27 protein-coding genes and 1 tRNA gene are annotated in these 25476 nt (G+C 31.8%); 3 read left to right on the forward strand and 25 right to left on the reverse strand.

Translation table 11 applies throughout. The annotated features are described in order from the left end of the window. From KTF99_RS01390 to KTF99_RS16975, 8 genes are all read right to left on the reverse strand, one after another. Nucleotides 1–561: a chromate transporter gene (locus KTF99_RS01390; RefSeq protein ID WP_008791370.1), complete on the reverse strand. Its 561-nt coding sequence runs from the start codon at nucleotides 559–561 to the stop codon at nucleotides 1–3. Then, complete coding sequence (locus KTF99_RS01395) at nucleotides 558–1121, reverse strand: chromate transporter (RefSeq protein ID WP_009009190.1); 564 nt, start codon at nucleotides 1119–1121, stop codon at nucleotides 558–560. The genes KTF99_RS01390 and KTF99_RS01395 overlap by 4 nt, the downstream gene beginning before the upstream one ends. Nucleotides 1122–1234: 113 nt before the next feature. Beyond that, nucleotides 1235–2422 (reverse strand): aspartate aminotransferase family protein, encoded by a 1188-nt coding sequence (locus tag KTF99_RS01400; RefSeq protein ID WP_003536362.1) that lies wholly within the window; start codon nucleotides 2420–2422, stop codon nucleotides 1235–1237. Nucleotides 2423–2424: 2 nt separating this feature from the next. Beyond that, nucleotides 2425–3555, reverse strand: a complete 1131-nt coding sequence (locus tag KTF99_RS01405; protein WP_029480553.1) for a M20 metallopeptidase family protein — start codon at nucleotides 3553–3555, stop codon at nucleotides 2425–2427. A 10-nt stretch (nucleotides 3556–3565) separates the two neighbouring features. Then, nucleotides 3566–4270, reverse strand: coding sequence for a 2,3,4,5-tetrahydropyridine-2,6-dicarboxylate N-acetyltransferase (gene dapD, locus KTF99_RS01410; RefSeq protein ID WP_003536358.1), 705 nt, complete (start codon nucleotides 4268–4270; stop codon nucleotides 3566–3568). A gap of 14 nt (nucleotides 4271–4284) precedes the next feature. After that, nucleotides 4285–5118, reverse strand: coding sequence for a diaminopimelate epimerase (gene dapF / locus KTF99_RS01415; RefSeq protein WP_029480557.1), 834 nt, complete (start codon nucleotides 5116–5118; stop codon nucleotides 4285–4287). A gap of 99 nt (nucleotides 5119–5217) precedes the next feature. Then, a complete protein-coding gene (locus KTF99_RS16970) occupies nucleotides 5218–5610 on the reverse strand; it encodes an HAD family hydrolase (protein ID WP_254210077.1) in 393 nt (130 codons plus the stop codon). Further along, complete coding sequence (locus KTF99_RS16975; protein WP_254210078.1) at nucleotides 5607–6002, reverse strand: HAD family hydrolase; 396 nt, start codon at nucleotides 6000–6002, stop codon at nucleotides 5607–5609. The genes KTF99_RS16970 and KTF99_RS16975 overlap by 4 nt, the downstream gene beginning before the upstream one ends. Before the next feature lie 258 nt (nucleotides 6003–6260). On the opposite strand from KTF99_RS16975, the gene nrdD reads away from it, so the two are divergent. Beyond that, nucleotides 6261–6539 (forward strand): anaerobic ribonucleoside-triphosphate reductase, encoded by a 279-nt coding sequence (gene nrdD / locus KTF99_RS01425; RefSeq protein WP_003536351.1) that lies wholly within the window; start codon nucleotides 6261–6263, stop codon nucleotides 6537–6539. Nucleotides 6540–6566: 27 nt separating this feature from the next. On the opposite strand, the gene KTF99_RS01430 is transcribed toward nrdD, so the two are convergent. From KTF99_RS01430 to KTF99_RS01465, 8 genes are all read right to left on the reverse strand, one after another. Then, complete coding sequence (locus KTF99_RS01430) at nucleotides 6567–8429, reverse strand: ABC transporter ATP-binding protein (protein ID WP_003536348.1); 1863 nt, start codon at nucleotides 8427–8429, stop codon at nucleotides 6567–6569. Beyond that, nucleotides 8422–10155 (reverse strand): ABC transporter ATP-binding protein, encoded by a 1734-nt coding sequence (locus KTF99_RS01435; protein ID WP_003536346.1) that lies wholly within the window; start codon nucleotides 10153–10155, stop codon nucleotides 8422–8424. Before KTF99_RS01435 ends, KTF99_RS01430 begins: the two co-directional genes overlap by 8 nt. A gap of 55 nt (nucleotides 10156–10210) precedes the next feature. Continuing rightward, nucleotides 10211–10639, reverse strand: a complete 429-nt coding sequence (locus KTF99_RS01440; protein ID WP_003536344.1) for a MarR family winged helix-turn-helix transcriptional regulator — start codon at nucleotides 10637–10639, stop codon at nucleotides 10211–10213. A 127-nt stretch (nucleotides 10640–10766) separates the two neighbouring features. After that, nucleotides 10767–11528, reverse strand: a complete 762-nt coding sequence (locus KTF99_RS01445; RefSeq protein WP_003536342.1) for a nitroreductase family protein — start codon at nucleotides 11526–11528, stop codon at nucleotides 10767–10769. Nucleotides 11529–11591: 63 nt separating this feature from the next. Next, nucleotides 11592–13187 (reverse strand): ABC-F family ATP-binding cassette domain-containing protein, encoded by a 1596-nt coding sequence (locus tag KTF99_RS01450; RefSeq protein ID WP_003536340.1) that lies wholly within the window; start codon nucleotides 13185–13187, stop codon nucleotides 11592–11594. A gap of 742 nt (nucleotides 13188–13929) precedes the next feature. Next, nucleotides 13930–14544 (reverse strand): manganese catalase family protein, encoded by a 615-nt coding sequence (locus KTF99_RS01455; protein ID WP_008791366.1) that lies wholly within the window; start codon nucleotides 14542–14544, stop codon nucleotides 13930–13932. After that, nucleotides 14508–14789: a spore coat protein CotJB gene (locus KTF99_RS01460; RefSeq protein WP_003536321.1), complete on the reverse strand. Its 282-nt coding sequence runs from the start codon at nucleotides 14787–14789 to the stop codon at nucleotides 14508–14510. The genes KTF99_RS01455 and KTF99_RS01460 overlap by 37 nt, the downstream gene beginning before the upstream one ends. Further along, nucleotides 14786–14920: a spore coat associated protein CotJA gene (locus KTF99_RS01465; protein ID WP_003536319.1), complete on the reverse strand. Its 135-nt coding sequence runs from the start codon at nucleotides 14918–14920 to the stop codon at nucleotides 14786–14788. Before KTF99_RS01465 ends, KTF99_RS01460 begins: the two co-directional genes overlap by 4 nt. 142 nt (nucleotides 14921–15062) lie before the next feature. On the opposite strand from KTF99_RS01465, the gene KTF99_RS01470 reads away from it, so the two are divergent. Then, nucleotides 15063–15136: transfer RNA gene (locus tag KTF99_RS01470), tRNA-Trp, on the forward strand. Nucleotides 15137–15258: 122 nt separating this feature from the next. Here the strand turns inward: KTF99_RS01470 and KTF99_RS01475 are convergent. The 4 genes from KTF99_RS01475 to KTF99_RS01490 form a co-directional block, all read right to left on the reverse strand. Continuing rightward, on the reverse strand, nucleotides 15259–16551 hold the full coding sequence (locus KTF99_RS01475) for a DUF2812 domain-containing protein (RefSeq protein ID WP_008791365.1): 1293 nt from the start codon (nucleotides 16549–16551) through the stop codon (nucleotides 15259–15261). A gap of 355 nt (nucleotides 16552–16906) precedes the next feature. Then, nucleotides 16907–17224: a PadR family transcriptional regulator gene (locus KTF99_RS01480; RefSeq protein WP_008791364.1), complete on the reverse strand. Its 318-nt coding sequence runs from the start codon at nucleotides 17222–17224 to the stop codon at nucleotides 16907–16909. Between the two features lie 105 nt (nucleotides 17225–17329). Next, on the reverse strand, nucleotides 17330–18367 hold the full coding sequence (locus KTF99_RS01485) for an NAD(P)H-dependent amine dehydrogenase family protein (protein WP_008791363.1): 1038 nt from the start codon (nucleotides 18365–18367) through the stop codon (nucleotides 17330–17332). A gap of 72 nt (nucleotides 18368–18439) precedes the next feature. Further along, nucleotides 18440–19270: a MerR family transcriptional regulator gene (locus KTF99_RS01490; protein ID WP_003536311.1), complete on the reverse strand. Its 831-nt coding sequence runs from the start codon at nucleotides 19268–19270 to the stop codon at nucleotides 18440–18442. A gap of 117 nt (nucleotides 19271–19387) precedes the next feature. Between KTF99_RS01490 and KTF99_RS01495 the strand changes: the two genes are divergently transcribed. Next, the gene (locus KTF99_RS01495; RefSeq protein WP_003536309.1) at nucleotides 19388–21145 is read left to right on the forward strand and encodes an ABC-F family ATP-binding cassette domain-containing protein; all 1758 of its coding nucleotides are present in this window, start codon (nucleotides 19388–19390) and stop codon (nucleotides 21143–21145) included. A gap of 140 nt (nucleotides 21146–21285) precedes the next feature. Here the strand turns inward: KTF99_RS01495 and KTF99_RS01500 are convergent, their stop codons facing one another. Genes KTF99_RS01500 through ftsE form a run of 5 tightly spaced genes read right to left on the reverse strand, consistent with a single transcriptional unit; the run spans nucleotide 21286 to nucleotide 25309 of the window. After that, nucleotides 21286–21642, reverse strand: coding sequence for a hypothetical protein (locus tag KTF99_RS01500; RefSeq protein ID WP_336244581.1), 357 nt, complete (start codon nucleotides 21640–21642; stop codon nucleotides 21286–21288). Beyond that, a complete protein-coding gene (locus tag KTF99_RS01505; RefSeq protein WP_008791362.1) occupies nucleotides 21600–22970 on the reverse strand; it encodes a transglutaminase-like domain-containing protein in 1371 nt (456 codons plus the stop codon). Before KTF99_RS01505 ends, KTF99_RS01500 begins: the two co-directional genes overlap by 43 nt. A 15-nt stretch (nucleotides 22971–22985) precedes the next feature. Beyond that, complete coding sequence (locus tag KTF99_RS01510) at nucleotides 22986–23675, reverse strand: GNAT family N-acetyltransferase (protein ID WP_029480562.1); 690 nt, start codon at nucleotides 23673–23675, stop codon at nucleotides 22986–22988. A 39-nt stretch (nucleotides 23676–23714) separates the two neighbouring features. Beyond that, nucleotides 23715–24626: a permease-like cell division protein FtsX gene (gene ftsX, locus KTF99_RS01515; RefSeq protein ID WP_008791360.1), complete on the reverse strand. Its 912-nt coding sequence runs from the start codon at nucleotides 24624–24626 to the stop codon at nucleotides 23715–23717. Then, entirely contained in the window at nucleotides 24626–25309 is a 684-nt protein-coding gene (ftsE, locus tag KTF99_RS01520; RefSeq protein ID WP_003536299.1) for a cell division ATP-binding protein FtsE, read from the reverse strand. Before ftsE ends, ftsX begins: the two co-directional genes overlap by 1 nt. Nucleotides 25310–25476: the final 167 nt, after the last annotated feature.

Consider the following 25476-nt stretch of genomic DNA (forward strand, 5'->3'; position numbering starts at 1 on the left):
TTAACTAATTCCTATATAATATAAACCAATCTGTATGATTCCAGCTATTACCATCACTGTAATCGGGTTCATTTTCTGTTTCCTTAATAAAACCAGAGCAACTATAAATATGGCTACAGAACCAAATTTCAAATTTGCAAAGTTTACTGTATCTCCAAAAAAACAGCTAACAATAATCAATAGTCCTGAAACTGCAATCAGCGACACTACAGCCGGACGAATATATTTTAAAATATTTTGAATAATTGACATTTGCTGATATTTTAAATAAATATAAGCAATCAGCGATACAATAATACATGAAGGTAAAATGCATCCCAATGTCGCTACTATAGCCCCATAAAAACTATCTATCTTTAATCCAACAAATGTTGCCGCATTAATTGCAATCGGTCCAGGTGTCATCTGGGATATCGTTATTAAATCTGTTAACTCATTCATCGTCAACCAATGATATAAATCAACTACTTGATGCTGAATCAGCGGTAAAGCAGCATATCCTCCTCCAAAACTAAATGCACCAATTTGAAGAAAACTGAAAAACAAAGTTAAAAGTTTCATTGTCTTTCCCTCCATCTGCTTACCATATTTTGTATAATTCCAATAAATCCACAACTTAAGATTACGTAAATAACATTTACATTAAAAAGATATGTTGCAATAAAAGCACATACCATAATTATAATTGGTAAGATTTCTTTTTCTTTAACAACCCCTACTGCCATATCATAAGCAACTGAAGCAATTACTGCCCCAACTCCAGCCTGCATTCCAGAAAGCATTAAGGCAATTATCTCATTGCTTTTAAAAATTTCATAAAACACTGACACTAATGATAAAATTACAAACGGTGGCAAAATCGTCGCTAAAATAGAAACTATCGCACCTTTGATTCCCGCTAATTTAAAACCAACTACAATTGCACCATTTACCGCAATTGCCCCTGGGGCAGATTGGGCAATGGCAATCAAGTCAAGCATTTCTTTTTCATCGATCCAGTTGAACTCATCAACATATTTTTTCTTCATCAATGTCACAATTACATAGCCACCGCCAAATGTAAAAGCACTTAAATAAAGATTTGTTACAAAAAGCTTCAACAACATTCCTTTTTTCATCATATCACCTTCCCTATAGTATAGTGCTAAATTATGATGATGTAAAACAAAAGATAACATTACTATTGCAATGTTATCTTAAACAATTCCTTTTTTCTATCTTTTAAAAGTAAAGATTAACTATTAATTTCATCAATAACTTCAGTAAATATACTAATCATCTCATCAACATCTTTTTCTTCAATGATGAATGGCGGCAACATTCTAATTACATTTGTTCCCGCAGTAATCAACACTAGACCTTTATCGAGAGCTTTTTGAATATATGGTTTGACTGGATGATCAAATTCTAAGCCAAGCATTAGTCCTAAACCGCGACGTTCCTTAATAAAATCATATTTTTCAACTAGTTCATCTAATTTAGTAATCAAATATTCACTGACATCTTGAACATGATCAAGCATTTGCGTTTCTTCTAAAATCTTAAAGACTGTCTTACAAGCTTTTCCAGCCATAGGGTTACCACCATAAGTAGATCCATGATCACCAGGTTTTAAAGCATCTCCGATTTTTTTATTTGCTACAAACGCTCCCATTGGGAAACCAGCCCCAATTCCTTTAGCTAGACAAACAATATCAGGCATGATTCCATATTGGAAATATGTCATGATCGTTCCTGTTCGTCCCATCCCACATTGAACTTCATCAAGAATCATTACAATCTCATGCTTATCACATAATTGTCGAATTCCCTTCATAAATTCTTGGGTGCAAACATGGATCCCCCCTTCCCCTTGAACAGGTTCTAAAATAATCGCAGCTGTTCTTGGGGTGATTAACTTAGCCACTGAATCCAAATCATTAATATCGCCATATTTTACACCCGTAATTAATGGTCCAAATGCAGTTTGATATGCAGGAGTTCCTGTTAATGTAACCGCTCCTGTAGAACGTCCATGAAAAGAATGATTCAAACTAATAATTTCACTATCAGCCTTTCCATGTTTTTCATAATAATATTTACGCGCTAACTTCAACGCCCCTTCGGTCGCTTCTGTCCCACTATTAGTAAAAAATACTTGATCAAGTTGTGTTGCTTTAATTACCGCTTCAGCAGCCTCAATTGTTTCAACACTATTAAAATAATTTGATATGTGCATTAAACGGTGCATCTGTTGACACATTGCATCTGTATACAGCTGATAATCATAGCCAAATGAATTAACACCTATTCCAGAATAAAAATCCAAATACTTTTTACCGTTTGTATCATATAAATAAACTCCATTACCGTGATCAAAAGTAACATCAAATCTACCATAAGCTTTCATAAAAGCATTATTAGCTCTATCAAAATAATCCATTTTTAGTCCCCCAATTTAATCTTATCTGCTAGACGATAATATAATTCTACTGCCTGCATCAAGACTTCTTCATCAAAATTAAATGTTTCTGTGTGTAAACCGCTAAAATATTTTGGTGTTTTAGTTCCTACATAAAAGAATATTCCTGGTACCTCTTTTTGATAGAAAGAAAAATCTTCAGCTAACATTAACGGCTCTTTTAATTCCTCATAATTCTCATCAGTTAATCTAACAAATTGCCGATATAGATCATAATCATTTAAAACCGGTGGATACATTGGCGGGCAACTAAATTCAATGGTACAGCCATAGGTTTGCTCCATCCCATGATTAATTGCCTCCATCGTATCTGTAATTTTTTTAAAAACTGTCTCGCTGTAAGTTCTAACTGTTCCTTTAAAAGTTGTTTGATCAGCAACGATATTTCGCACAGTTCCCCCCTGAATTTCTCCAATATTAATTACGCAGCTTTCAACAGGTGCTATTACTCGAGAAATAATACTTTGATATTGACAAATTATTTGACTAGCAATCATGATTGAATCAATTCCTAAATGATATAACCCTGCATGAGCACTTTTGCCAGTTATTGTCACATCAAGTTCACCATTTTGAGCCATCAATGGTCCCGGTCGACAAGCAATCTTTCCTGCTTCGATTGTCGGCATTAAATGTAAACCAAATATTGCTCTTACATTATACTGCTTTAAAATCCCAGCTTCAACAATTAACTTTGCACCACCTGGTGATTCTTCTGCCGGCTGAAATATCAATAAGATATTATGCTTCCACTTTAAAGGCTGCTCTTTTAGTTTTTTAGCTAATCCAAGTAAAGCAGCCATATGACCATCATGACCACATGCGTGCATATAACCATTATGACATGATTTAAAACTACAATTAGTTTGTTCGGATATTTTCAATGCATCCATATCACTACGAAAAGCCAAGGTTTTATCTTGATGATTATCAAGATAAACAAGAACCCCTGTATCCAAGATTGAAATTGGTTCATATCCCATCTTAGTTAATTCATCTTTAAGATATTTTGAAGTCTTAAATTCTTGTAAACCTAGCTCAGGGATTTGATGTAATTCCTGACGCCATCTTTTAATTTCATTTAAAGCGTCCATAACTGATCTCCTAAATTTTTCTTAAATCATCCATTAACTGAGTTTTACCTTCAGTTGTTTCATCTTTTTGTTCTTTAATAATTCGAGCTGGATTTCCAACTACCACAGCCCCTGCCGGAACATCACTTGTAACAATCGAACCAGCACCAACAACTGCACCTTTACCAATGTGTACTCCTTCAATAACTACAGCATTAGCTCCAATCAATACATCATCTTCTAATATTACTGGTGAAGCACTAGGTGGTTCAATAACTCCAGCTAAAACTGCTCCAGCACCAACATGACAACGTTTCCCAACTTCTACACGACCACCTAAAACAGCTCCCATATCGATCATAGTTCCTTCACCAATCTTGACTCCAATATTTATAACTGCACCCATCATAATTACAGCATTATCGCCAATCGTTACATGTTCGCGAATAAAACATCCAGGTTCAATACGAGCATTAATATTAGTCATATCTAACATTGGAATTGCACTATTACGACGATCTTGTTCTAAATAAGAATCAACAATAACCTCTTTATTTACCTCCATATAAGCTTTAATAGCCTCTAAATCACCAATACATACTTTACTATCTTCTCCACCAAACATTTTAAATTCAGTTGCTTCTGGTAAGTTTTTCCCTTTTAAATAAACTTTTACCGGTGTTTGTTTTTTAGCATCACCAATATATTTAATTATCTCTTCTGCACTATTTAACATATCTATCTCCTTTTCTATATCTCTATTGTTCCATTAAAAACATTTGTTGCAGGTCCAGACATCATGATCGTTTCATCTACATATTCAATTTCCAAACAACCACCTAATAATTCCACTGTTACCTTACTATCCGTATAATGATTTAAATAGCATGCATACATAACTGCACAAGCACCAGTACCACAAGCCATAGTTTCACCCGAACCGCGTTCCCAAACACGCATCTTAACATAACTTTTGTTAATGATTTGAACAAATTCAGTATTAACAGACGCAGGAAACAATTGATGGTGCTCAAATTTAGGACCTATTGTTTTTAAATCCAAAGTATCTAAATCAGAAACAAAAGTCACAGTATGAGGATTCCCCATTGAAATAGTAGTTAAACGGTATTCTCGCCCACCAATTTCTACCGGTTCATCAATCATTTTCTCTTTAGCATATGTACAAGGAATATCTTGACAAGTTAGGACGGGTTTGCCCATATTAACCTTTGCTCCAATACACTCATCGCCATCAAATAATAATTCTACTGTTCGTAATCCTGATTTAGTTTCAATTTTCAATACATGTTTATCACTCAATTTATGATCATAGATAAATTTAGCAAAACAGCGGATTCCATTTCCACACATCATTGCTTCACTTCCATCTAGATTAAACATTCGCATTTTAAAATCATACTGATCCGATGGTAAAATCACGATCATTCCATCACTTCCAATACCGAAATGACGATCACTTATTTTCATGATAAATTCTTTATCCATGGGAATCTCCTGATTTATTCCATCAAAGTAAATATAATCATTACCAATGCCTTCCATTTTTGTAAAATGCAGCTGCATAATTCCCCTCCTTTTCATGTATTTACAAGATTTTATCAAATTGACTAATATTTTTCAATTCCAAGATTATATTTATTTAAAAAAGAACCTTTGCACATTTTAAAGGTTCTCTTCAGCCAATATTTCCATTACTTTCAAATACGCTCCATCAGCTTCAACCGGCTGACAAATTGTCCCATATTGATATAGTTCAGGAGCCGCATTTTCCATCACATAAGAATGCCCCACCATATTAAAAATTTCCACATCATTAAATCCATCACCAAAAAAATATGTGTTTTCTGTTTCAATTTCTAAGCGTGTTAAAATTGACTTTAGCCCACTTGCTTTAGAATGGTACTTATTTCTAATTTCAATCAGATCATAATCATCCTCAAAAGCTAAATTAAAACAGCCAAATTGTTCAATAATCTCATTTTGTTTTTTCTTTTGACAATGAATATATAATTTAAATACCTGATCATCATATTTTTCATAATTAATTTTGTTCATATCAAAGTTAGCTTTTTTAGAAATGGTGCAATTACCCCATCTTTTTGTAAATAAGCCCCATCTTTAAACAATAAACCATACTCTAAAGTTAATGATCGTGCTAATGAAATAGTTCGTTCAACATCACCATGATCTAAAGGCTCTTTAATAATCTCTTCACCATTTAAAATAACATGCGCTCCATCACTTAAAAGATATCCATCAAATTCAAATCCTCGAAGAGGTACTGTGATCAAAGGTAACAATCGTCCTGAAGCAATCATTACTAAAAAACCATGTTCGCGTAATTTTTGAAAAGCTTCAAACATTTGTTTAGTTGGCTTATCGATTCCCTGGCGCCAGTCAATTAATGTTCCATCCATGTCAAATAAAATTAATTTTTTCTTTTTCATTTTATCACCAGCGTCATTATAACAGTTATCTTCTCAATAAGGAATTAACATTTGTCATATTATTTCATGTTAAATATTAATAAATCAAACATATATTATAATGGTGATAGTATGAGATACATGTTTAAACGAGTTAATCGCGTATTAACTATTATTCTTTCAACTCTTATTTTCATGATAATTTGTTATTGGTGGTAATAGTGCATATTTAATGCTAGTAAAAATAGAAACCGTTATAATGATATTGAGGTGATAACCATGGAAGACATTAATAACGTTGCAGTTGAAGTTAAAAACGGTGAAATGGACGAAGAAGAAATAATTGCTTATATCAAATACTTAGAAAAAAAGTTTCCTGATGAAACACTTAAATCATTATCAATTAAAATTGACGGTGATGAGGTTGATTTAGATTATACTTTTTATCCTTTGGGTTTTGAAAGAATCCGTCGAATCACTGGATATTTAGTAGGTACTTTAGATCGGTTCAATGATGCTAAAGCTGCTGAAGAAAAAGATCGGGTCAAACATGCATAAAAAAGCAGCTCAAATCGAGCTGCTTTTTTAATCTAATTCTAAGCCACCAGTGTATAACTGATAATAAGTTCCTTTTTCTTTAATCAATTTATCATGGTCACCACGTTCAATGATCCTTCCTTGATCAAGTACCATGATGGCATCAGAATTTTTAATTGTTGATAAACGATGAGCAATAACAAAAACCGTTCGTCCTTCCATCAGTTTATCCATTCCACTTTGAACAATACTTTCTGTTCTCGTATCAATACTTGATGTTGCTTCATCTAAGATCAATACCGGTGGATTAGCAACCGCAGCCCGAGCAATAGCTAGCAGCTGACATTGTCCTTGTGATAAACTTGAACCATCACCACTCAAAATAGTTTGATACCCATGTTCTAAATGCATAATAAATTCATGAGCATTGGCTAGTTTTGCAGCTTCTATACACTCCTCATCAGTAGCATCAAGTTTACCATAACGAATATTATCCATTACTGTACCAGTAAATAAATGTGTATCTTGCAAAACAATTCCTAACGATCTTCTCAAATCTGCCTTTTTAATTAATTTAATATCAATTCCATCATAAGTTATTGAACCTTTTTGAATATCATAAAAACGGTTGATCAAATTCGTAATAGTTGTTTTACCAGCTCCTGTAGCTCCAACAAAAGCAAGCTTTTCACCAGGTTTAGCAAATAAATTCATATCATACAAAATTGTTTTATTTTCATTATATCCAAATGTAACATCATGAAAACGAACATCACCAGCTAAACGGACATATTCGATTGAACCGTCTGGTCGCTTATGCTCCCAAGCCCAAAGTCCAGTACGTTCTTTAACTGGAGATAATGTACCATCAGCATTTTCTTTAGCATTAACTAAAGAAACATGACCAAGATCATCTTCAACCTCTTCATCCATTAATGCAAAGATTCTTTCTGCACCTGCCAATGCCATCAACACCATATTTATTTGTTGAGAAATTTGTCCAATTGGCTGATTAAAAGAGCGGTTTAATTGTAGAAAGGCAGCTAATGTCCCTACCGTTAAATCCATATAGCCATTAATCGCAAGAACACCACCTACAACCGCAACTAACACATAACTTACGTATCCTAAGTTTCCAATTAACGGCATTAAAATATTAGCATATTTATTTGCTTGATATGCACTTTCAAATAATTCTTCATTGACTTTATCAAAATCAAATTTAGCTTCTTCTTCATGAGTGAAGACTTTAACAACTTTTTGTCCTTCCATCATTTCTTCAATAAAACCATTAACTTTACCTAAATTAGTTTGTTGAGCAAAGAAATACCGCCCACTACGATTAGTTACATGTTTAGAAACTAATAACATTACACAAACCATCAAAACACTAATTATCGTCATTGGAATAGACATTACAATCATTGAAACAAGAACACAAACGATCGTTGTTGCTGAAACAATAACCTGAGGTACACTTTGCGAAATCATCTGTCTTAAAGTATCAGTATCATTAGTATAGATTGACATGATATCCCCATGGTTATGAGTATCAAAATAACGAATCGGTAATTTTTCCATATGTTCAAACATCGTATCACGAATTTCTTTTAACGATCCCTGAGTCACTTTAATTAAGAGCTTATTATAACTAAAAGTAGCAATTACTCCTACTGCATAAATTGCAATCATTTTCAAAATCGCATTCGTCAACGGTCCAAAATCAGGATTTGCCATATTAATATATGGTGTAATATAATCATCGATTAAGCTTTTGATAAAGATTGTTCCCATAACACTAGCAATACTACTAACAATGATTAATAACAATATTGCAAAGCAGGTCTTTTTATGTCTTTTAACAACAAATTTAAACAATCTTTTCATTGTTTTTCCCCGACTATTACTCACTTAAAGTTCCTCCCTTCTTTTGTGTTTCATAAATTTCTTTATAAATTGCACTAGACTCCAATAGTTCATCATTAGTACCCATAGCACTGATCTGACCATCATCTAAAACAATGATTAAATCAGCATCTTCAACTGAACTAATTCTTTGAGCAATAATTAATTTTGTTGTTCCAGGGATAACTTTTTTAAACGCACTACGAATCAATGCATCTGTTTTAGTATCAACTGCACTAGTTGAATCATCTAAAATTAAAATTTTGGGTTTCTTTAGCAATGCACGAGCAATACACAATCTTTGCTTTTGCCCTCCAGAAACATTAGTTCCGCCTTGTTCTATATAGGTATCATATTTATCTGGGAAACGTTGAATAAACTCATCTGCCTGAGCTAATTTACAAGCCTCCACAATTTCTTCATCACTAGCTTCTTTATTACCCCAGCGTAAGTTTTCTTTAATTGTTCCAGAAAACAAAACATTTTTTTGTAATACCATTGCAACTTCATTTCGCAATGTTTCCAAATCGTATTTTCTAACATCTTTACCGCCAACTAAAACTTCTCCTTTAGTTACATCATATAACCGTGGAATAAGCTGAACAAAAGTTGATTTAGCACTACCGGTTCCACCAATAATCCCGATTGTTTGTCCAGATTTAATATGAACATTGATATCACGTAAATTAATTTCTTCTTGATCATCAAAATATGAGAAATTAACATTATTAAAATCAATTGAACCATCTTTAATTTCATAATCAGGCTCAGCAGGATTATGCAGCGTTGATTTTTCATTGATTACTTCACTAATACGTTGGGCTGAAGCAATTGACATAACTACCATGACAAATACCATTGAAAACATCATTAAACTCATTAAAATCATCATTACATAGGTAAATAAACTAGTTAATTCTCCAGTAGTAAGATTTCCCCCGACAATTAAGTGTGCTCCAAACCAAGAAATTCCAATAATACATCCATATACAGTTAACTGCATTAGCGGCATATTAAAAACTAAATAGTTTTCTGCCTTTACAAATAGTTTATAAATCAAAGTTGATGTCTTTTTAAATTTCTCGTCTTCATGTTCTTCACGAACATAAGCTTTAACAACCCGAATTCCATTAACATTTTCTTGAACTGAAGCGTTTAAATCATCATATGTGTTGAATACTCTTTTAAAATACGGATGAGCTCTAGTCATAAAGAAAACTAAAAGAACTCCTAAAAAGATAATTGCCACTAAAAAAACCATAGCAATCTGAGCATTGATCGTAAAAGCCATGATCATGGCACTAACCATCATCAATGGGGCACGGATACAAGCTCTTATTAACATTTGAAAAGCATTTTGGACATTAGTAACATCCGTCATCATTCTTGTAACCAATCCAGCAGTTGAATATTTATCAATATTAGCAAAAGAAAAATCTTGAATATTGTAATACATTGCCTTTCTTAGATTTTTAGCAAAACCTGTTGAGGCCTTAGCGGCATATTTACCAGCCAAACCTCCTGCCGCTAAAGAAATAAAGGAAGCGAGCAATGTAATGATTCCTAATTTAACAACCATATTCATATCTCTAACTTCTATTCCCTTATCAATGATCATCGCCATTAAAAGTGGAATTACAACTTCCAAAATAACTTCAACCACAACAAGTACAGGTGTTAAGATCGTATCTTTTTTATACTCTTTTATTTGGGCTAAAAGTGTTTTTAACATTTATATACCTCCCTAAAAATTAAATAGCGTGCTATGAATAACAGTAAAATAAATATTAAGAATTACTTCTTAATATCTTAATCAAATAACTTTGTAAATTGTCTATTTCTTCTTTTGATAATGATTCAACTAATTTTTCATCAGACTGTTGGAAAACAATCCGTAGCTGTTTATCCAGTTCTAAGGCCTTTTCAGTTACTTCAATATTTTTAGCACGAGCATCATGACGACACGGTACCCGGGTAATTAATCCCTTTACTTCTAAACGATTCAAAATTCCAGTAACTGTAGGATTAGAAATATCTAATTCTTTTTCAATATCTTTTTGATTCACACTAATTCCTTTGTCGTGAGATTTAAACAAATAAATTAATGTAAATGTCTGTGAAGCAGTTAATCCAAATTTACTAAATTGTTTATTTAAATGCTGTTCATGTAAATAAAAAACTTGTTTGATTAAAAATCCAATTTTTTTATTTGGCATTTTACCACCTCCAAAATAAATAGCACGCTATATATTATATGCAAATATTAGCAAATGTCAACTATCTTTCAATAATTATTTATCATCTTTATAAGAGCTGATAAACGATAAAAAGCTAAGAATCATCTTAGCTTTCTTCATCCTCTTTTCCCCATTGTTCAATCCATAATTTAGATGAACGAGACATTTCTTCAATAAATGGATCAGTCCATTTGCGATTATAAATATCATCGACAAAACTTCGTCCCCCACTGCTGCGATTAGCTAAAACTGCTCGATCATCAAACATTTTTACTAACTTTTCATCATCAAATTTTTCATAACGATCAACACTAACAACATATTTAGAATCAAAACGAGCAGGCTTAGTTCGATGTTGCTGCTGTTCTGTCGGATAACCCATTACAAGCATCCCCACTGGAGCTGTATATTGAGGTAAATTTAATAATTCACGATGTACTTCATACTGCTCAATGATATCACCGATAAAACAACTTCCTATTCCTAAACTTTCAGCTGCAACAACGGCATTTTGAGCTGCAATCAAAGTATCACTAAATGCTAATAAAAAATCACCATATGATGGCGAACGCATCTGTTCTTCACCATGATAATATTTAAATGCATCATACCATTTTTGATAATCAGCAACAAAGATTAAAACTAGGGGTGCTTTTGCAATAAACGGCTGATTATCACACGTCTTCGCTAATTTTTCTTTAATAGCCTGATCTTGTATATCAATAATCGAATATAATGTCATATTCCCTGCAGTCGGAGCCTGAATGGCTGCATTAAAAATTAATTGTTTTTCTTTAGCCTCAATTGGTTTATCTTGATATACACGAACCGATTTACGCTCAAATAACTGCTTAATTGTATTATTCATAATTTTCCTCCTGAAATCCCTATTGTCTATATTATACACAAAAGAAAAGTAGATACCTAGTATCTACTTGTTATTTTCTTTATATTCTAAATATTCATCATATGTTGATAAACGATCTAAAATACCATTTTCATTAAATTCAATAATTCGATCAGCAATTGTTTGAACAAACTGATGGTCATGGCTGGTAAATAAAATATTCTCCTTAAAATTAATAAGTCCTTGGTTTAGGGCTTGAATTGATTCCAAATCAAGGTGATTAGTTGGTTCATCTAAAACTAAAACATTAGCTTCGGCCATCATCATCTTAGCCAGCATACAACGAACCTTTTCGCCTCCTGATAATACCGAAGCTTTTTTTAGCGCTTCTTCACCAGAAAACAACATTCTTCCTAGCCAGCCCCGAAGATCTTGCTCATATTCATCTTTAACCGAGAATTGACGCAACCAGTCTACTAAAGTTAAATCACAGTTATTAAAAAACTCGGAATTATCTTTAGGAAAATATGATTGTGACGTCGTTACTCCCCATTGGAAAGTTCCTTCATCCGGTTCAATTTCACCCATAATGATTTTAAAGAATGTCTCTGTTGCTTTAACATCGCCGACGAAAGCTACTTTTTCTTTAGGATTAATTGAGAAACTAACATTATTTAATAATTTAATACCATCAACTGTTTTTGATAATCCTTCTACTTTTAAAACAATATTTCCAACTTCTCGACCTGGTTTAAAAGCGATAAACGGATAACGACGAAGAGAAGGCTTAATATCAACCATTTCTAAGTTATCTAATAATTTTTTTCTTGAAGTTGCCTGCTTAGCTTTAGAAGCATTAGCACTGAACCGCGCAATGAATTCTTCCAATTCTTTTTTCTTAGCTTCTGCCTTTTTATTTACTTCTTTAGCTTGTTGTAATTGTAATTGGCTATATTCATACCAAAAATCGTAATTACCAACATATAATTGAATTCGCGAGTAATCAATATCAGCAATATGTGTACAAACTTTGTTTAAGAAATAACGGTCATGGCTGACAACAATAACAGTATTTTTAAAATTCAATAAGAAGTTTTCTAACCAGCGAATACTGTCTAGATCAAGGTGGTTAGTTGGTTCATCTAATAATAAAACATCAGGATTCCCAAATAATGCCTGAGCAAGCAAAACTTTTACTTTTTGGTTTCCATCTAATTCTTTCATTTTTAAATTATGTAACTCTTCACCAATCCCTAAACCATTAAGCATGATTTCTGCATCTACTTCGGCATTCCATCCATCCATTTCTGCGAATTCACCTTCAAGTTCAGCTAACTTGATTCCGTCTTCATCATTGAAATCAGGTTTAGAATATAATACTTCTTTTTCTTGCATAATTTCATAAAGACGTTTATTACCCATGATAACAGTTTCTACAACACCATTTTCATCATAAGCAAAATGATCTTGCTTCAAGACCGATAAACGTTTATGTGGTTCTAAAATTACTTCACCTTTATTAGGCTCAATTTCTCCAGCTAAAATTTTTAAAAAAGTACTCTTACCAGCTCCATTAGCACCGATGATTCCATAACAATTACCATCAGTGAATTTAACACTTACATTTTCAAACAAGGCACGATCACCATATTGTAAAGATACATTTTGTGTAGATATCATTAATTAAACTCCTTTTTACTAAGTCACATTATTATGTCATAAAGCAATGATTAAATCAATATAATTTATCATAAGATTGTTCAAATCAAGCTAATTATAACAATCTTAGTATCTATCTTCATCATTATTTATTTTCCATAACAAAAAATAATTTAAATCTCCCATCTAAAATCAATATCAATATTTTAATGATGTAAAAAAAGCCGAGCTAATAAAATCCTTTGCCCAACTGAATTTATTACAACGAAAATCGAACAAATAATAGGATAGAAGAATAAATTCAGTGATCTATTGTCCCTCCCATTGAACCGTATGTACGGGTCTCGTATACGGCTCTACATTTATATCGCTATCACAAACTCTTAAGATAGTAATCGAGGGGATTGACTAAACCTAGTTTGTCTCTTTTCTTTATACCTAAAACTTTTGATGATATTGTAAAATTTACGACATTCATCGCACTTCTTCTATACCATCCTAATCTTGTATTCACACATTTATATATTTCTTCTTCACTAAACCCGCATCGACATGCCTTGTTTAGCTTCATTAAATTTCTATTCGTAACCTCGAAGATTTTGTTACACTACTTCTTTCACCCATAACATCGCTGTTAATGACTTGCGGTTCACTATACTTGGCGGTAAATACCCGTGGTTGGACTTTCACCAACTAGATGTATGCCATGCACGGCACACTTAAAAAAACAATACAATGAAGTATCTCATTGTATTGTTTTAATTTACTTTTTATTGCATTTACCATTTCTAAATGCTGGATTATAGGCATAGTAATTATCACTGTTTAAATGCCCTTTAACGATCTCCAACGCTTCAGCAAATCTTTGATAATGAATAATTTCACGTTCTCTTAAGAAACGAATCGGTTTTTTTATTTCCTCGTCATCAACAAGAGCTAAAATGTTATCATAAGTTGTACGTGCTTTTTGCTCTGCCGCCATGTCCTCCGTTAAATCAGTAATTGGATCGCCTTTAGATTGGAAATAGGCCGCTGTAAAAGGTACATTACTTGCACCTTGTGGATAAATTCCCAAAGTATGATCAACAAAATATTTATCATAACCTTGTGCTTTTATTTGATCAATTGTTAAATCTGTAGTTAATTGATATAAAATGGCACTGATCATTTCAACATGGGCTAATTCTTCAGTACCAATATCTGTCAATAACGCTTGAATTTCTGGATATGGCATTGTATAGCGTTGAGATAAATATCTAAGTGCCGCTCCAAGCTCTCCATCAGGTCCGCCTAATTGGTCAATAATAACTGCCGCTGCTTTTGCATTCGGTTTAGTAATGTTTATAGGGTATTGCAAACGTTTTTCGTACAACCACATTTATGATCACCTACCCATGGCCAAGGTGCAGATAAGTAATCGTTTTGGTAAGCTCCAACTTCTCGATTTACTAAAGCATGACCTTGTTTTTGATATTCTTTTTTTGCTGCTTTTAAACGTGTTGCTGCCTCATTAAAATAATTCATCGCTTCTTTATCACAGGGATGAGTATCAATAAATAATGCAGAATCTTGCACTGCAAAATCCAACATCATGATTTGCATTAATAGATCATCATTTTTCATCGGCATAACTCACCCCATGGCAAATCTAACTCTTCAAAGATAGTTCCAGAGTGAAAAGCTTTAACAATTGGATATATCTTTCTAAATTCTTGGCATTTTATTGATGAAATACCTAACTCTAATTTATTCATTAAATTCCTCCTTCTACTCTAAATTATGAATATTGAAATAATTCGTATAGGTTAACATCACAAAAAACTTATTTATAATATTTATTAATTTTTTATTTACAAGATTTTACAATTATGTTATTATTAATTGGCAGTTGGAAATAGAGGTATAGTTCAATGGTAGAATACCGGTCTCCAAAACCGTTGATGTGGGTTCGACTCCTACTACCTCTGCCAGTAAACAAATAAGTGGCTAATTAAGCCACTTTTTTATTTATTAAAAAGAATTATCTGGAAATTTTATCATCACTTTTTCAATCAATAACTTTATCAACAACTGTTTGAAGTAATGAATCATTTTAAGATAAATAGTACTTTAGAATCTCATCGATTTTGGTATCTTCTTTTTTTACTATTAATAATATTTGTTTATTTTTAATTGCTACAAATGTATTATCAAAATAATAGCATTTATCAGCATACTCAGTTTGAATATACTTAAATTTTTTTATCGCTTGTAAATAATTTAAATATTTTACATCATTAGTAGACCATTCCCCTGTCGTTTCAACAATTGCATCAATTTCTGTTTCATCAGGAATCCTGCTATCTCGCTCCACGCCACAAACTATTTCTTCAAATACCTTATTTGCAATATAATTATTTAAACATTCATATTTACTTTCTAAAAAAATCAATTGCTCTCCTTCATAAGAAGTATTAACATAATTACTAACTAAAATCGACCGCGTTGAAGTGCTCTCAACGTTTATTCCCTTTTGTAAAGGCTGAATAGTTTTAATATTAATATCAAAATCAATATTTTGCATTGCAATCACAAATACTACAACTAATACCATTGCAACAGCAGTCTTCCCTCGTCTAAGTGTACTATTAATTTCATGGTAAGCTTTCTTATTGATATAATAATTATATATTTCAAAACCACCAATTACTATTATCAGGCCGATCAAAACAAACGGGTTATATACTACAATATCAATTATCACTAAAGTTAAGATAAATAATAGAATCAGCCCAATTAACTTTTCAATTATAAAACATAGTTTTATCCATTTTTTTAACGATTTTTTATTTTCTTGTTGGCGATTGATACTTAGCTTCATCAAGAATAGTGCAATACCATCGATAACAAACATTAAAGCTATAAAGATATATAAATAATGACCGAAAAACAGCTTTGTATTAAGAAAGAAACTGCCAAGAGTATATCGAATTACCAATAAATTCATTTTCCATATACTTGAGTTTATAATCAATAATATTAATGCACATCCAATTATTAAAAAAACATGGAAATATTTATATATGTTGCCTAATGCCATTAGCCTTGCTGCTTCATCTGTATGTAGATTCGCTGCATTAATATCTTCATTATAAAAGAATGAAATTTCTCTATAATTGTCAACAAAGCGATAGCCTTCTAAAGTGATCATTTCAAGATAATCAGGTGTTAAAAGATTATAATCCATTTGATATTTAACTTTTCTGGGCGACCGCCGTTCAAATTTAAAAAAAGTTGTTCCCACTTTCACTAAATACCAGCCATCTTGTGCCATTTTTTCTAAATAGGTAATACATTCATCTTCATAAAGTAACAAATCATTGAGCAATCTATATTTAACCTTCACTATGTTCTCCCACTTTCCATAATTTAAAATAAAATTTCCCCATGTAATTTTTATTAAAAAAAGCCATTAAATAAATTAACAATTGCCAATATCAATACGCAAATCAACTACCGCTAAATCTTCGGTATAAAAATTGTGATACATTTATAAATATCTATAAACATATACCAGTTATCAAATCTTTATATTCATCACTATGCAGGTGATAATCAACTTGATATTTTAAATTCTGAGATTTTTCCCTTACAAAAATAAAATTTAATAGTTCTTAAAATCCAGCCATTTCTTGCCTAATAAATTTAATTGACTTAGATATTCCTCCTCATCTATAAACAGCATATCATATCTTTTTATTTTAATTTTTATCTTGATTTACCTCATTCAAAGCTTTTATCTGCATTTCCAGTTTCCGCTTTTCCTCTTGCAGTTTATATTTACCTATTTTTGTAATCTGGTAAATTTTTTTTCGATCAATCTCACTTACTAATTCAATATAACCATCATTTTGAAACCGCGATAAGAGAGTATATAAAGTTCCTGCTCCTACCCTTATCTCATCATTTGTAATTCGCATAATTTCATTCATAATTTCATAGCCGTGTCGAGGAACATTCAATACTACTAAAATATAGAACATTTGAGGCGTGAGTGTCTCAAACTCTTTTCTTGCCATTTTTACCACCCTTATATCGATTATCGATACTCTTCTTACTTTTATTATACACTAACTATGTTGATAATCAATATAGTTAACTAAAAAAAGAATCCCAAAGGATTCTTATTCATCACAATACAAATGCATTGGATATGATAGATATTCTAATTCATCTAATTTTTCAACTGTCATATATCCTGGTGGCGCTAATAAAATAGATGGGATACGATTAACTACGGTTGCACATGTATGTTCAACTGTCGCAGGTTTTTGAACATAGAAACTTACATCAGGTTCACCTTTAATTTTCCAGTCGCACATATCACCATCATCAGGTCCATAGACTTTACCAATACATTGAGTTTCAATGATTGGTCCTTGGAAAGTTTCTGTTGTAACTACCGCAGACATTCCGATACAATTTCCTTTCGGAATTGTTTCACCCAATGTTTCTGAATATAAATCAGTATCATAAAAATATGGTACACATTTTTGTGTTTGCGATTTGATTGTCCATCCCATTTTATTGCACAACGCTTCATTTGAATTCCATACATAAGCTGGTTCTAATGTCTCAGGATGAGCAAGTTCTTTTTCAAATTGTTCAGGACTAAATCCAGCTCCATGAGCTTTAGCAAGTGCTAAACCATAATCTTCAACATTATAAGAAACTGCACCCTCAATTTTATCAATACGTTGACATCCAGCAGCAACTGTTCCAATCATATTGATCCAGTATATATCCTGCATTCCTGAACCAACGATTGTGCACCCTGTTTCTTTAGCTAATTCATCTAATTTATTAGTAAGTTTTGATGAAGTAGTCCATGGATAAATTGCCTCTTCACATGTTGTTACAACATTTATTCCACGGCGAACACATTTTTCAAAATGAGGATAGCAATCTTCCATAAAACTAAATAATGTGACTACTGCAATATCTGGATCACATTCATCTAACACAGCATCTGCATCATCACTGATCGTTACCCCTAGATTAAATCCTAATTCTGCAAATTCACCAATATCCTTGCCTACAACATCAGGATTTACATCGATAGCACCAACAATATCAGCACCTTTTTCATATAGATAACGGATTATATATTTTGCCATTTTTCCGCATCCATACTGTACAACTCTAATTTTTTCTTTATTCATCTTGATTACCTCCATATACTCTAAGTATAAACTTTATTGTTACCATAAGGTCAAGAATTTGTGAAATAATTATCAAATTTTTATTGGAACTTGTAACCTTAAATACATATTTCTTTGTTTATCGTTAAATATCAAAATATCATTCAAACTTTCGCATAGATAATCCCCGACTATTGTATAATTTTTAGATTCAATTTCATCAAAAAGACGATGTGCATATTCCTTTTCTTTAGTAAAATCATCACAATAAATACATAGATACATATTAGCTGGAATTGTTTCTTTTTTTAACGGAATTTCTTTTTTATCATCAATAAAAACAAAAATTTCAGTTGCACAAAATTTTCTTTTCAAAACATATTCCTTACGCAAAATAGTTCCTGGATTAAAAAAGATTGTTGGAGGTAAAGCTTGTTTAATGAGATCATCTTTAAATTCCCTTAATAATTCTTCATAAACATCTAGATCATAATCATAAAAATTTACTTTTTCATCAACATAGAGCATCGTTCTTTTATTTATAAATTCTAATGTGATCATTCCAACTTTTGGGGCAGCTTTAAAAAGTTCAAATGAATCAATTGTTTTTTGAATTGCTGCTTTTTGCTCATTTAATTGAATAATTTGATTGTTAATCTGTAGCTTACTTTCTTCTAGTTTTTCCTGTAATAATTCTAAATTTTTTGAATCAAAAATTTCTTTGATTTCTTTTAAAGTCATTCCCAAATTCTTTAAATACTGAATTATGTCAAGTCGTGCAGACTGACCAATATCATAGAGTCGATATCCGTTATGTTCATCTACATAAGCTGGTTTAAATAAACCCATTTTGTCATATAATCTTAGGGTTTGTTCAGTTACGTTATTTAATTTTGCCATTTTCCCTATTGTATAACGTTTCATTTAAATCACCCATAAACATTATACCAAGAATAAGGTTTTTTGGTAATTGAGATGATAATATTTCGTTTACAAATTTCTATTCCATGATAGAATAGAAGAAGGTTTAAGGAGACGTATATGTTAATAAGTGCAAATAATTTATCAAAAACGAATGGTATTAAAAATATTGTTGATAATGTTACTTTTTCAATTGAAGAAACCGATAAAGTTGCTTTGATTGGAGTTAATGGTACGGGGAAAAGTACCTTGTTGAAAGTCATTGCTGGAAATGAAAATTATCAGGGAGATATTATTAGAAAAAAAGATATGACAATCTCATACTTACCACAAAACCCTGATTTTGATCCTAATAACAGCGTTATTAAACAAGTTTATAAATTAATTGATGCCAGCGAAGTTAATGAATATGAAATCAAAGCAATTTTAAATAAGTTTGGAATTACTAATTATGAACAGTTAATTAAAGAATTATCAGGTGGTCAGCAAAAGCGTATTGCCCTTGCAATCACCTTGCTAAAACCATGTGATCTCTTAATTCTCGATGAACCAACTAATCATCTAGATAACGAAATGATTGAATATTTAGAAAAATATTTAATTAAGTTCAACAAAGCCATTCTAATGGTTACCCATGATCGTTATTTTCTTGAACGAGTTACCAATAAGATCATGGAAATTGATCGTAGCAAAATTTATGAATACACTGCTAACTATTCAAAATTCCTTGATTTAAAAGCACAACGCGAAGAAGCTGATCTAGCTTCCCAAAGAAAAAGAAAATTATTCTTAAAAAAAGAATTAGAGTGGGTTAGAGCTGGAGTTCAGGCTAGAACTACTAAAAGCAAAGAGAGACTTCAACGATTTGAACAGCTCAACAATATTTCTGATATTCAAACTATTAATCAAGTAGAATTAATCAATACTGCTTCTAGACTTGGTAAAAAGACAATTGAGTTGAAAGATTTGAGTATGTGCTACGATGATCATACCTTGTTTAACAACTTTTCTTACTTATTTAAACGAACAGATCGAATTGGAATCCTCGGAATAAATGGTTGTGGTAAAAGCACCCTTCTAAAGATTATCGCTAAAGAGTTAGAACCAAGCAGTGGATCAGTTACTCATGGAGATACAATTAAAATCGGATATTTTAAACAGATGAATGATGGTCTTGATGAAAATATGCGCGTGATTGACTATATCAAACAAACAAGTAATGATTTAAAAACCCTTGAAGGCAGCTTTACTGCTAAACAAATGTGTGAACGTTTCCTTTTTGATTCAAGTTTACAACATACTTATATTGCTCGTTTATCAGGTGGAGAAAAACGTCGTCTATATTTGTTGAATATTTTGATGCAAGCTCCCAATGTACTATTGTTTGATGAGCCAACTAACGATTTAGATATTTCCACTTTAGCTATTCTTGAAGATTATCTTGATAGTTTTAATGGCATAGTCATTACCGTATCTCATGATCGTTATTTTCTTGATCGTATTTGTGATGGCTTATTCGTTTTTAAGAATCAACAAATCACTTATTGTAATGGTGGCTATAGCAGTTATATCGATATTTCTGAACAACAAAATAAGAATAAAAGCGACGGAGCTTTAAAATATAAAGAACAGAAAAAACTTCAAAGTGCTATTCGCTTAAGTTTTAAAGAAAAACAAGAACTTGAAAATATGGAAAAGGTTATTCTTGAGTTTGAACAACAAATCAAAATTATTAATGAACAAATGAATGAGTATCAAAGTAATTATAATAAATTGTCAGAATTATCAAATCAGCGTGACTATTTAAATGAACAACTTGAGATTAAAAATGAACGCTGGTTAGAGCTATTAGAAAAACAAGAACAAAGTCAAAAATAAAATAGCGCCTTATGCGCTATTTTATTTATATTGATTTAAAAAATTATGATAACATCAAAGACCGCTCTAACATAAAAAATTGAACGCTCATGATCAGCTTTAGCAACTTTGCATAAAGTTGCATTATGACCATACTCTTTTTATTTTTGATATAATTCTACTGATTGTTCAAAAGGAACAACATGCTCCTTAGAACCATGCAGAATAAGAATTGGTAGCAAATTCATTTTCGCTTCAAGATAAGATACCGGTGATGCTTCACGATAGAGAACTTCATCATCCTCGCACCAGCACCCCAACAAATCATAAATATTTGTCATTTCTTTTTCATTATATTTACTAAAACCTTGATTGAAAGTTAAAAAGTTAGTCACACCATATAAATCGATCATTCCCTCAACATCTTGGGGATATTCTGGAAAAGTTTGATAACTATAATTTTTAACTTTTATAATTAAACTTTCTTGATCTCTAGTACTTCTAAATGTAAATCGTATTCATCTAAATACAGCCCACGATCTTCAAACTCAGCCTCACCAGTTTGATTATCATATGGATCTTGACGAATAAATTGTTTCGGTGGATAAAGATCGTATTGATATTCACTATTTGCAGGCATTCTAAACGGATCAAGGTGTCCAAAATAATACTGCCATCGTTCCTGATCACCATTACGATAAGCAGAACCTCCAAAAGAACAATCAGCATATAACCAGCCATATGGAGCAATATAAAATCTTGCCCAATCATGATTACCGATATCCTGTGGAGTTACATATAAACCTGCTTGCCAACGGGCAGGAATCCCCACGCAACGACATAAAGTAATAAATAATAGTGCTTGAACACCACAATCACCTTTTCCACCTAAAGCAGCATACTCAGGAATATTGGGAATTGTGTAATAATTCCGAACAAATGAATAGGTTATGTGAGTTGTAATATACTCATATATTAATTTAGCTTTAATTAAATTATTTGTCTCGTCTTTAACTATTTCTTTTGCCAAAGACTTTAAATAAGGGGTAAAAACAATATGCGGTGCTTGTTCATGTAAATAAAAATTAGGTTGACTTTCTAAAACATCTTCGGGTTTAAGTTCTACATATTTCATCTCATTATCATATTCATACTCCACATAAAAATCTTTAACCTGATCAATATTTTCTTCAAAATAGACAGTTCGCTGTGGATGACTTCCGTCATTTAAATATTTGTATTGCGGCATTGTCGCAATTAATTTAAAATTCTTAACTTGACAATCTTCTAACGGCAAAGGAAGATGAATTTTAATTTTTTTATTTGAATCTGATGCCTTGATCTTAATTCCCGTCTTTAAACGAAAATGATATGTTAATTGTCCCTTTGTTTTAATTTCATGTATTGCATTATTAAGCAGTGCAAAATTTGCTTCACGACTTTCAACTTTGCTTTTATCAAACAAACGTGCAGCATAATCATTTCTAGTCTTTAAAATGTTATCAAAAAAATCAGCTCTAAAGTATGGTTGTCCTTCTACAAAAATCCATTCTACCGCATTTTCATCTTGTAATTTTTCTAGTTCCTCATCACTAAAATCATTAAAATTATTATGACAAATTTTTAAAGCTTCTTCATATGATAACGGATATTCTTGAGGTATTCTACGAATAATTTCTTTTTCATGAAGCAGTCGTTTTTTTAAAGCTATTGGAATATCATTAGCTAATTTTGCATCAATTATTCTTTTCATTCTTGTAAAACTACCATGCCATTTTAATTTTAATAATTCCTCTGGCAACGGAATTTGTAAATACTGTAAGTCATCAAAATTATAATTTCCCATTATTCTTTCCTTTCTTTACATATACCAGGTGATAATATCATCAGAACGCTCATAGCCTAATTTTTCATGTAGTCGCATTGATGGATAATTATCTACTTCTACTTGTAAATAAATAATTTCGTTTTCAGCAATTAGTTTTTGCATTAAATACTGTTCTAGAGCCTGAGCTATTCCAAGACGTCGATATTCTTTAATTACTTCAACAAAACCAATTGTTCCCTCTATATGACGCCCAGCAAATCCAACAATCTGCTTTTCAATAAACGCACCCACAAATACATTAGCATCAATTCGTTCAAGCAAATATGCTTCTTCAATCGGAGTAGAATAATTTTCTTTAATAAATTCAAAATATTCCCTCCCAATTTCTTTAATTTCAACGATTGGGTTATTAATTATTCTAACATATTTTTTTAAATAGCCATACTGGTAAGCTACAATTTCTTTATTTAATCTCCATTTTTGATTAATTATATTAAAATATTTATCATTGTGAATTGCTAGCATTGAGCACTTATCTATTTGTTTAAGTGATTGTTCAGCAATTTTTTCATCTTTGAATGCAAGCATATAGATATCCTCAAATTTAAGCATTATTCCTGCCTGATTATAATATTTTATCTTAGCACCATGTTCAAGAGCATATATTAAATCTAAATTATTAAGATAATCTTGTTTAAGAAATTTTAATATCTCATTTTTCATCATTCCTACTCCTATTAAAAAAACAGGCACTGCCTGTTTTTAGAATTTTAAGAATCGTCTAATTGAAACAAAGCTTCCAACCAAACCAACGCCAGCCCCTACAGCAGCAATAACTAGTGAGAAATCGCGGATAAATGGCATTGGTGGTTTTAGTGCTAACATTGCTGACATTAATGCACCATTAGCGTAATCATATACCATTCCATAACCATAAACTAAAACAATAATCGGGATAATTGATCCAATTAGACCAATCAACATTCCTTCAAGCATAAAAGGAATACGGATATACCAGTTACTAGCACCGACCATACGCATAATACTGATTTCAGTTTGACGCGCTGTGATCGTGATTTTAATTGTATTAGCGATCATAAATAATGCAATAATGGCAAGTCCGACAATAAAAATCGATCCTCCAGTTTGAATAGTTTTCAAAGTTTTTACCATATCTTGTGTTGATTGTCCACCATAACTTGTTTTATTGACATTTGGTATTTCTTGAATCTTTTCAGCGATTTTAGCAATATTTGCTGCATCATCAACTTCTACTTCATAAGCCCCACCTAATGGGTTATCTGCTCGGTATGATTCAAATAAAGCAGCACCTTCATCACCTTGAGTTTCAATTAATTTATCTAATTCTTGATCTTTAGTATAATAAGTAATCTTTTTTACTCCAGAAATAGCTTCTATTTGTGGCCCAACTGCTTGTTCAGCAGCTTCGTCTATATATCTATCTAATTTTACATAAATACTAACTCCCTCTTCAATGTTCGAACTAATATCTTGAACATTTAAAGCTAAAACACCAATTACACCAATTAAAACAAGCGTAATCGTAACAGCGAAAATTGATGAAAATGACATTACACCATTACGCCATATATTTTGAACTGCCGTTTTAAAATGTTTAGGCAGATTTTTCATACAACTAATCAACTCGTTCATTAAATATCGTAACCTCCTAAACTAGTGTCCGCATTAACACATCCATTTTCAATCAAAATAGTTCTCTTTTTATGTTCTTGAACAATTTTACTGTCATGAGTAACTACTAGAATAGTAGTATTCTGTTGTTCATTAATTCTCTCTAAAAGATTAATAATTTCTTCAGATGTTTCTGGATCTAAGTTTCCTGTTGGCTCATCAGCAATTAGCACTTTTGGTTTGTTGACAATTGCACGAGCAATTGCTACACGCTGCTGTTGACCACCTGAAAGTTCATGTGGAAAAGCATTGACTTTATCCTCAAGTCCTACTAACTCTAAAGTGGCTCTAACGCGACGACGGATTTCTACACGTGGAGTATCAATTACTTCTAACGCAAACGCAACATTTTCGAAAACTGTCTTTTTTGGTAGAAGTCTAAAATTTTGAAATACAACCCCGATATTACGACGAAAATAAGGAACTTTTCGATTTTTAATTTTTGATACATCGCGCCCTACAACCTCTACTTTCCCTGAAGTTGCTTTTTCTTCGCGATATAAAAGCTTTATAAATGTTGATTTACCAGCACCAGTAGTACCAATAACATAAACAAATTCACCTGGTTCAATCGTAAGATTCATATCATTTAAAGCTCTTACACCAGTTTTATAGATTTTCGTTACATTTGTAAGTTTTATCATATTTATTGCCGTATTCGACTAACCCCTTTCTATTATTGTATTTATATATATTCAATTTTATTATATTCAATTTTCCTAGAGTCCGATTTTACTCCACGCATATTATAGCATACTTTATCGAATAAAGGCACAAATACTATTATTATATCGCAATTTTATGATACAAT

The organism is Erysipelatoclostridium sp. MSK.7.34 (assembly GCF_019041935.1).
Classification (GTDB): domain Bacteria; phylum Bacillota_I; class Bacilli_A; order Erysipelotrichales; family Coprobacillaceae; genus Thomasclavelia; species Thomasclavelia ramosa.

What these genes read in the sequence shown, in the direction of transcription:
- dapF (WP_029480557.1), bottom strand. Translation starts at nt 5,118, where the DNA reads ATGCAGCTGCATTTTACAAAAATGGAAGGCATTGGTAATGATTATATT.
- KTF99_RS01445 (WP_003536342.1), bottom strand. Translation starts at nt 11,528, where the DNA reads ATGAATAATACAATTAAGCAGTTATTTGAGCGTAAATCGGTTCGTGTA.
- dapD (WP_003536358.1), bottom strand. Translation starts at nt 4,270, where the DNA reads ATGTTAAATAGTGCAGAAGAGATAATTAAATATATTGGTGATGCTAAA.
- KTF99_RS01505 (WP_008791362.1), bottom strand. Translation starts at nt 22,970, where the DNA reads ATGGGAAATTATAATTTTGATGACTTACAGTATTTACAAATTCCGTTG.
- KTF99_RS01485 (WP_008791363.1), bottom strand. Translation starts at nt 18,367, where the DNA reads ATGAATAAAGAAAAAATTAGAGTTGTACAGTATGGATGCGGAAAAATG.
- nrdD (WP_003536351.1), top strand. Translation starts at nt 6,261, where the DNA reads ATGGAAGACATTAATAACGTTGCAGTTGAAGTTAAAAACGGTGAAATG.
- KTF99_RS16970 (WP_254210077.1), bottom strand. Translation starts at nt 5,610, where the DNA reads ATGAACAAAATTAATTATGAAAAATATGATGATCAGGTATTTAAATTA.
- KTF99_RS01390 (WP_008791370.1), bottom strand. Translation starts at nt 561, where the DNA reads ATGAAACTTTTAACTTTGTTTTTCAGTTTTCTTCAAATTGGTGCATTT.
- KTF99_RS01495 (WP_003536309.1), top strand. Translation starts at nt 19,388, where the DNA reads ATGTTAATAAGTGCAAATAATTTATCAAAAACGAATGGTATTAAAAAT.
- ftsX (WP_008791360.1), bottom strand. Translation starts at nt 24,626, where the DNA reads ATGAACGAGTTGATTAGTTGTATGAAAAATCTGCCTAAACATTTTAAA.
- KTF99_RS01395 (WP_009009190.1), bottom strand. Translation starts at nt 1,121, where the DNA reads ATGATGAAAAAAGGAATGTTGTTGAAGCTTTTTGTAACAAATCTTTAT.
- KTF99_RS16975 (WP_254210078.1), bottom strand. Translation starts at nt 6,002, where the DNA reads ATGAAAAAGAAAAAATTAATTTTATTTGACATGGATGGAACATTAATT.
- ftsE (WP_003536299.1), bottom strand. Translation starts at nt 25,309, where the DNA reads ATGATAAAACTTACAAATGTAACGAAAATCTATAAAACTGGTGTAAGA.
- KTF99_RS01450 (WP_003536340.1), bottom strand. Translation starts at nt 13,187, where the DNA reads ATGATATCTACACAAAATGTATCTTTACAATATGGTGATCGTGCCTTG.
- KTF99_RS01510 (WP_029480562.1), bottom strand. Translation starts at nt 23,675, where the DNA reads ATGAAAAATGAGATATTAAAATTTCTTAAACAAGATTATCTTAATAAT.
- KTF99_RS01465 (WP_003536319.1), bottom strand. Translation starts at nt 14,920, where the DNA reads ATGAATAAATTAGAGTTAGGTATTTCATCAATAAAATGCCAAGAATTT.
- KTF99_RS01435 (WP_003536346.1), bottom strand. Translation starts at nt 10,155, where the DNA reads ATGTTAAAAACACTTTTAGCCCAAATAAAAGAGTATAAAAAAGATACG.
- KTF99_RS01455 (WP_008791366.1), bottom strand. Translation starts at nt 14,544, where the DNA reads ATGTGGTTGTACGAAAAACGTTTGCAATACCCTATAAACATTACTAAA.
- KTF99_RS01480 (WP_008791364.1), bottom strand. Translation starts at nt 17,224, where the DNA reads ATGGCAAGAAAAGAGTTTGAGACACTCACGCCTCAAATGTTCTATATT.
- KTF99_RS01490 (WP_003536311.1), bottom strand. Translation starts at nt 19,270, where the DNA reads ATGAAACGTTATACAATAGGGAAAATGGCAAAATTAAATAACGTAACT.
- KTF99_RS01440 (WP_003536344.1), bottom strand. Translation starts at nt 10,639, where the DNA reads ATGCCAAATAAAAAAATTGGATTTTTAATCAAACAAGTTTTTTATTTA.
- KTF99_RS01460 (WP_003536321.1), bottom strand. Translation starts at nt 14,789, where the DNA reads ATGAAAAATGATGATCTATTAATGCAAATCATGATGTTGGATTTTGCA.
- KTF99_RS01405 (WP_029480553.1), bottom strand. Translation starts at nt 3,555, where the DNA reads ATGGACGCTTTAAATGAAATTAAAAGATGGCGTCAGGAATTACATCAA.
- KTF99_RS01400 (WP_003536362.1), bottom strand. Translation starts at nt 2,422, where the DNA reads ATGGATTATTTTGATAGAGCTAATAATGCTTTTATGAAAGCTTATGGT.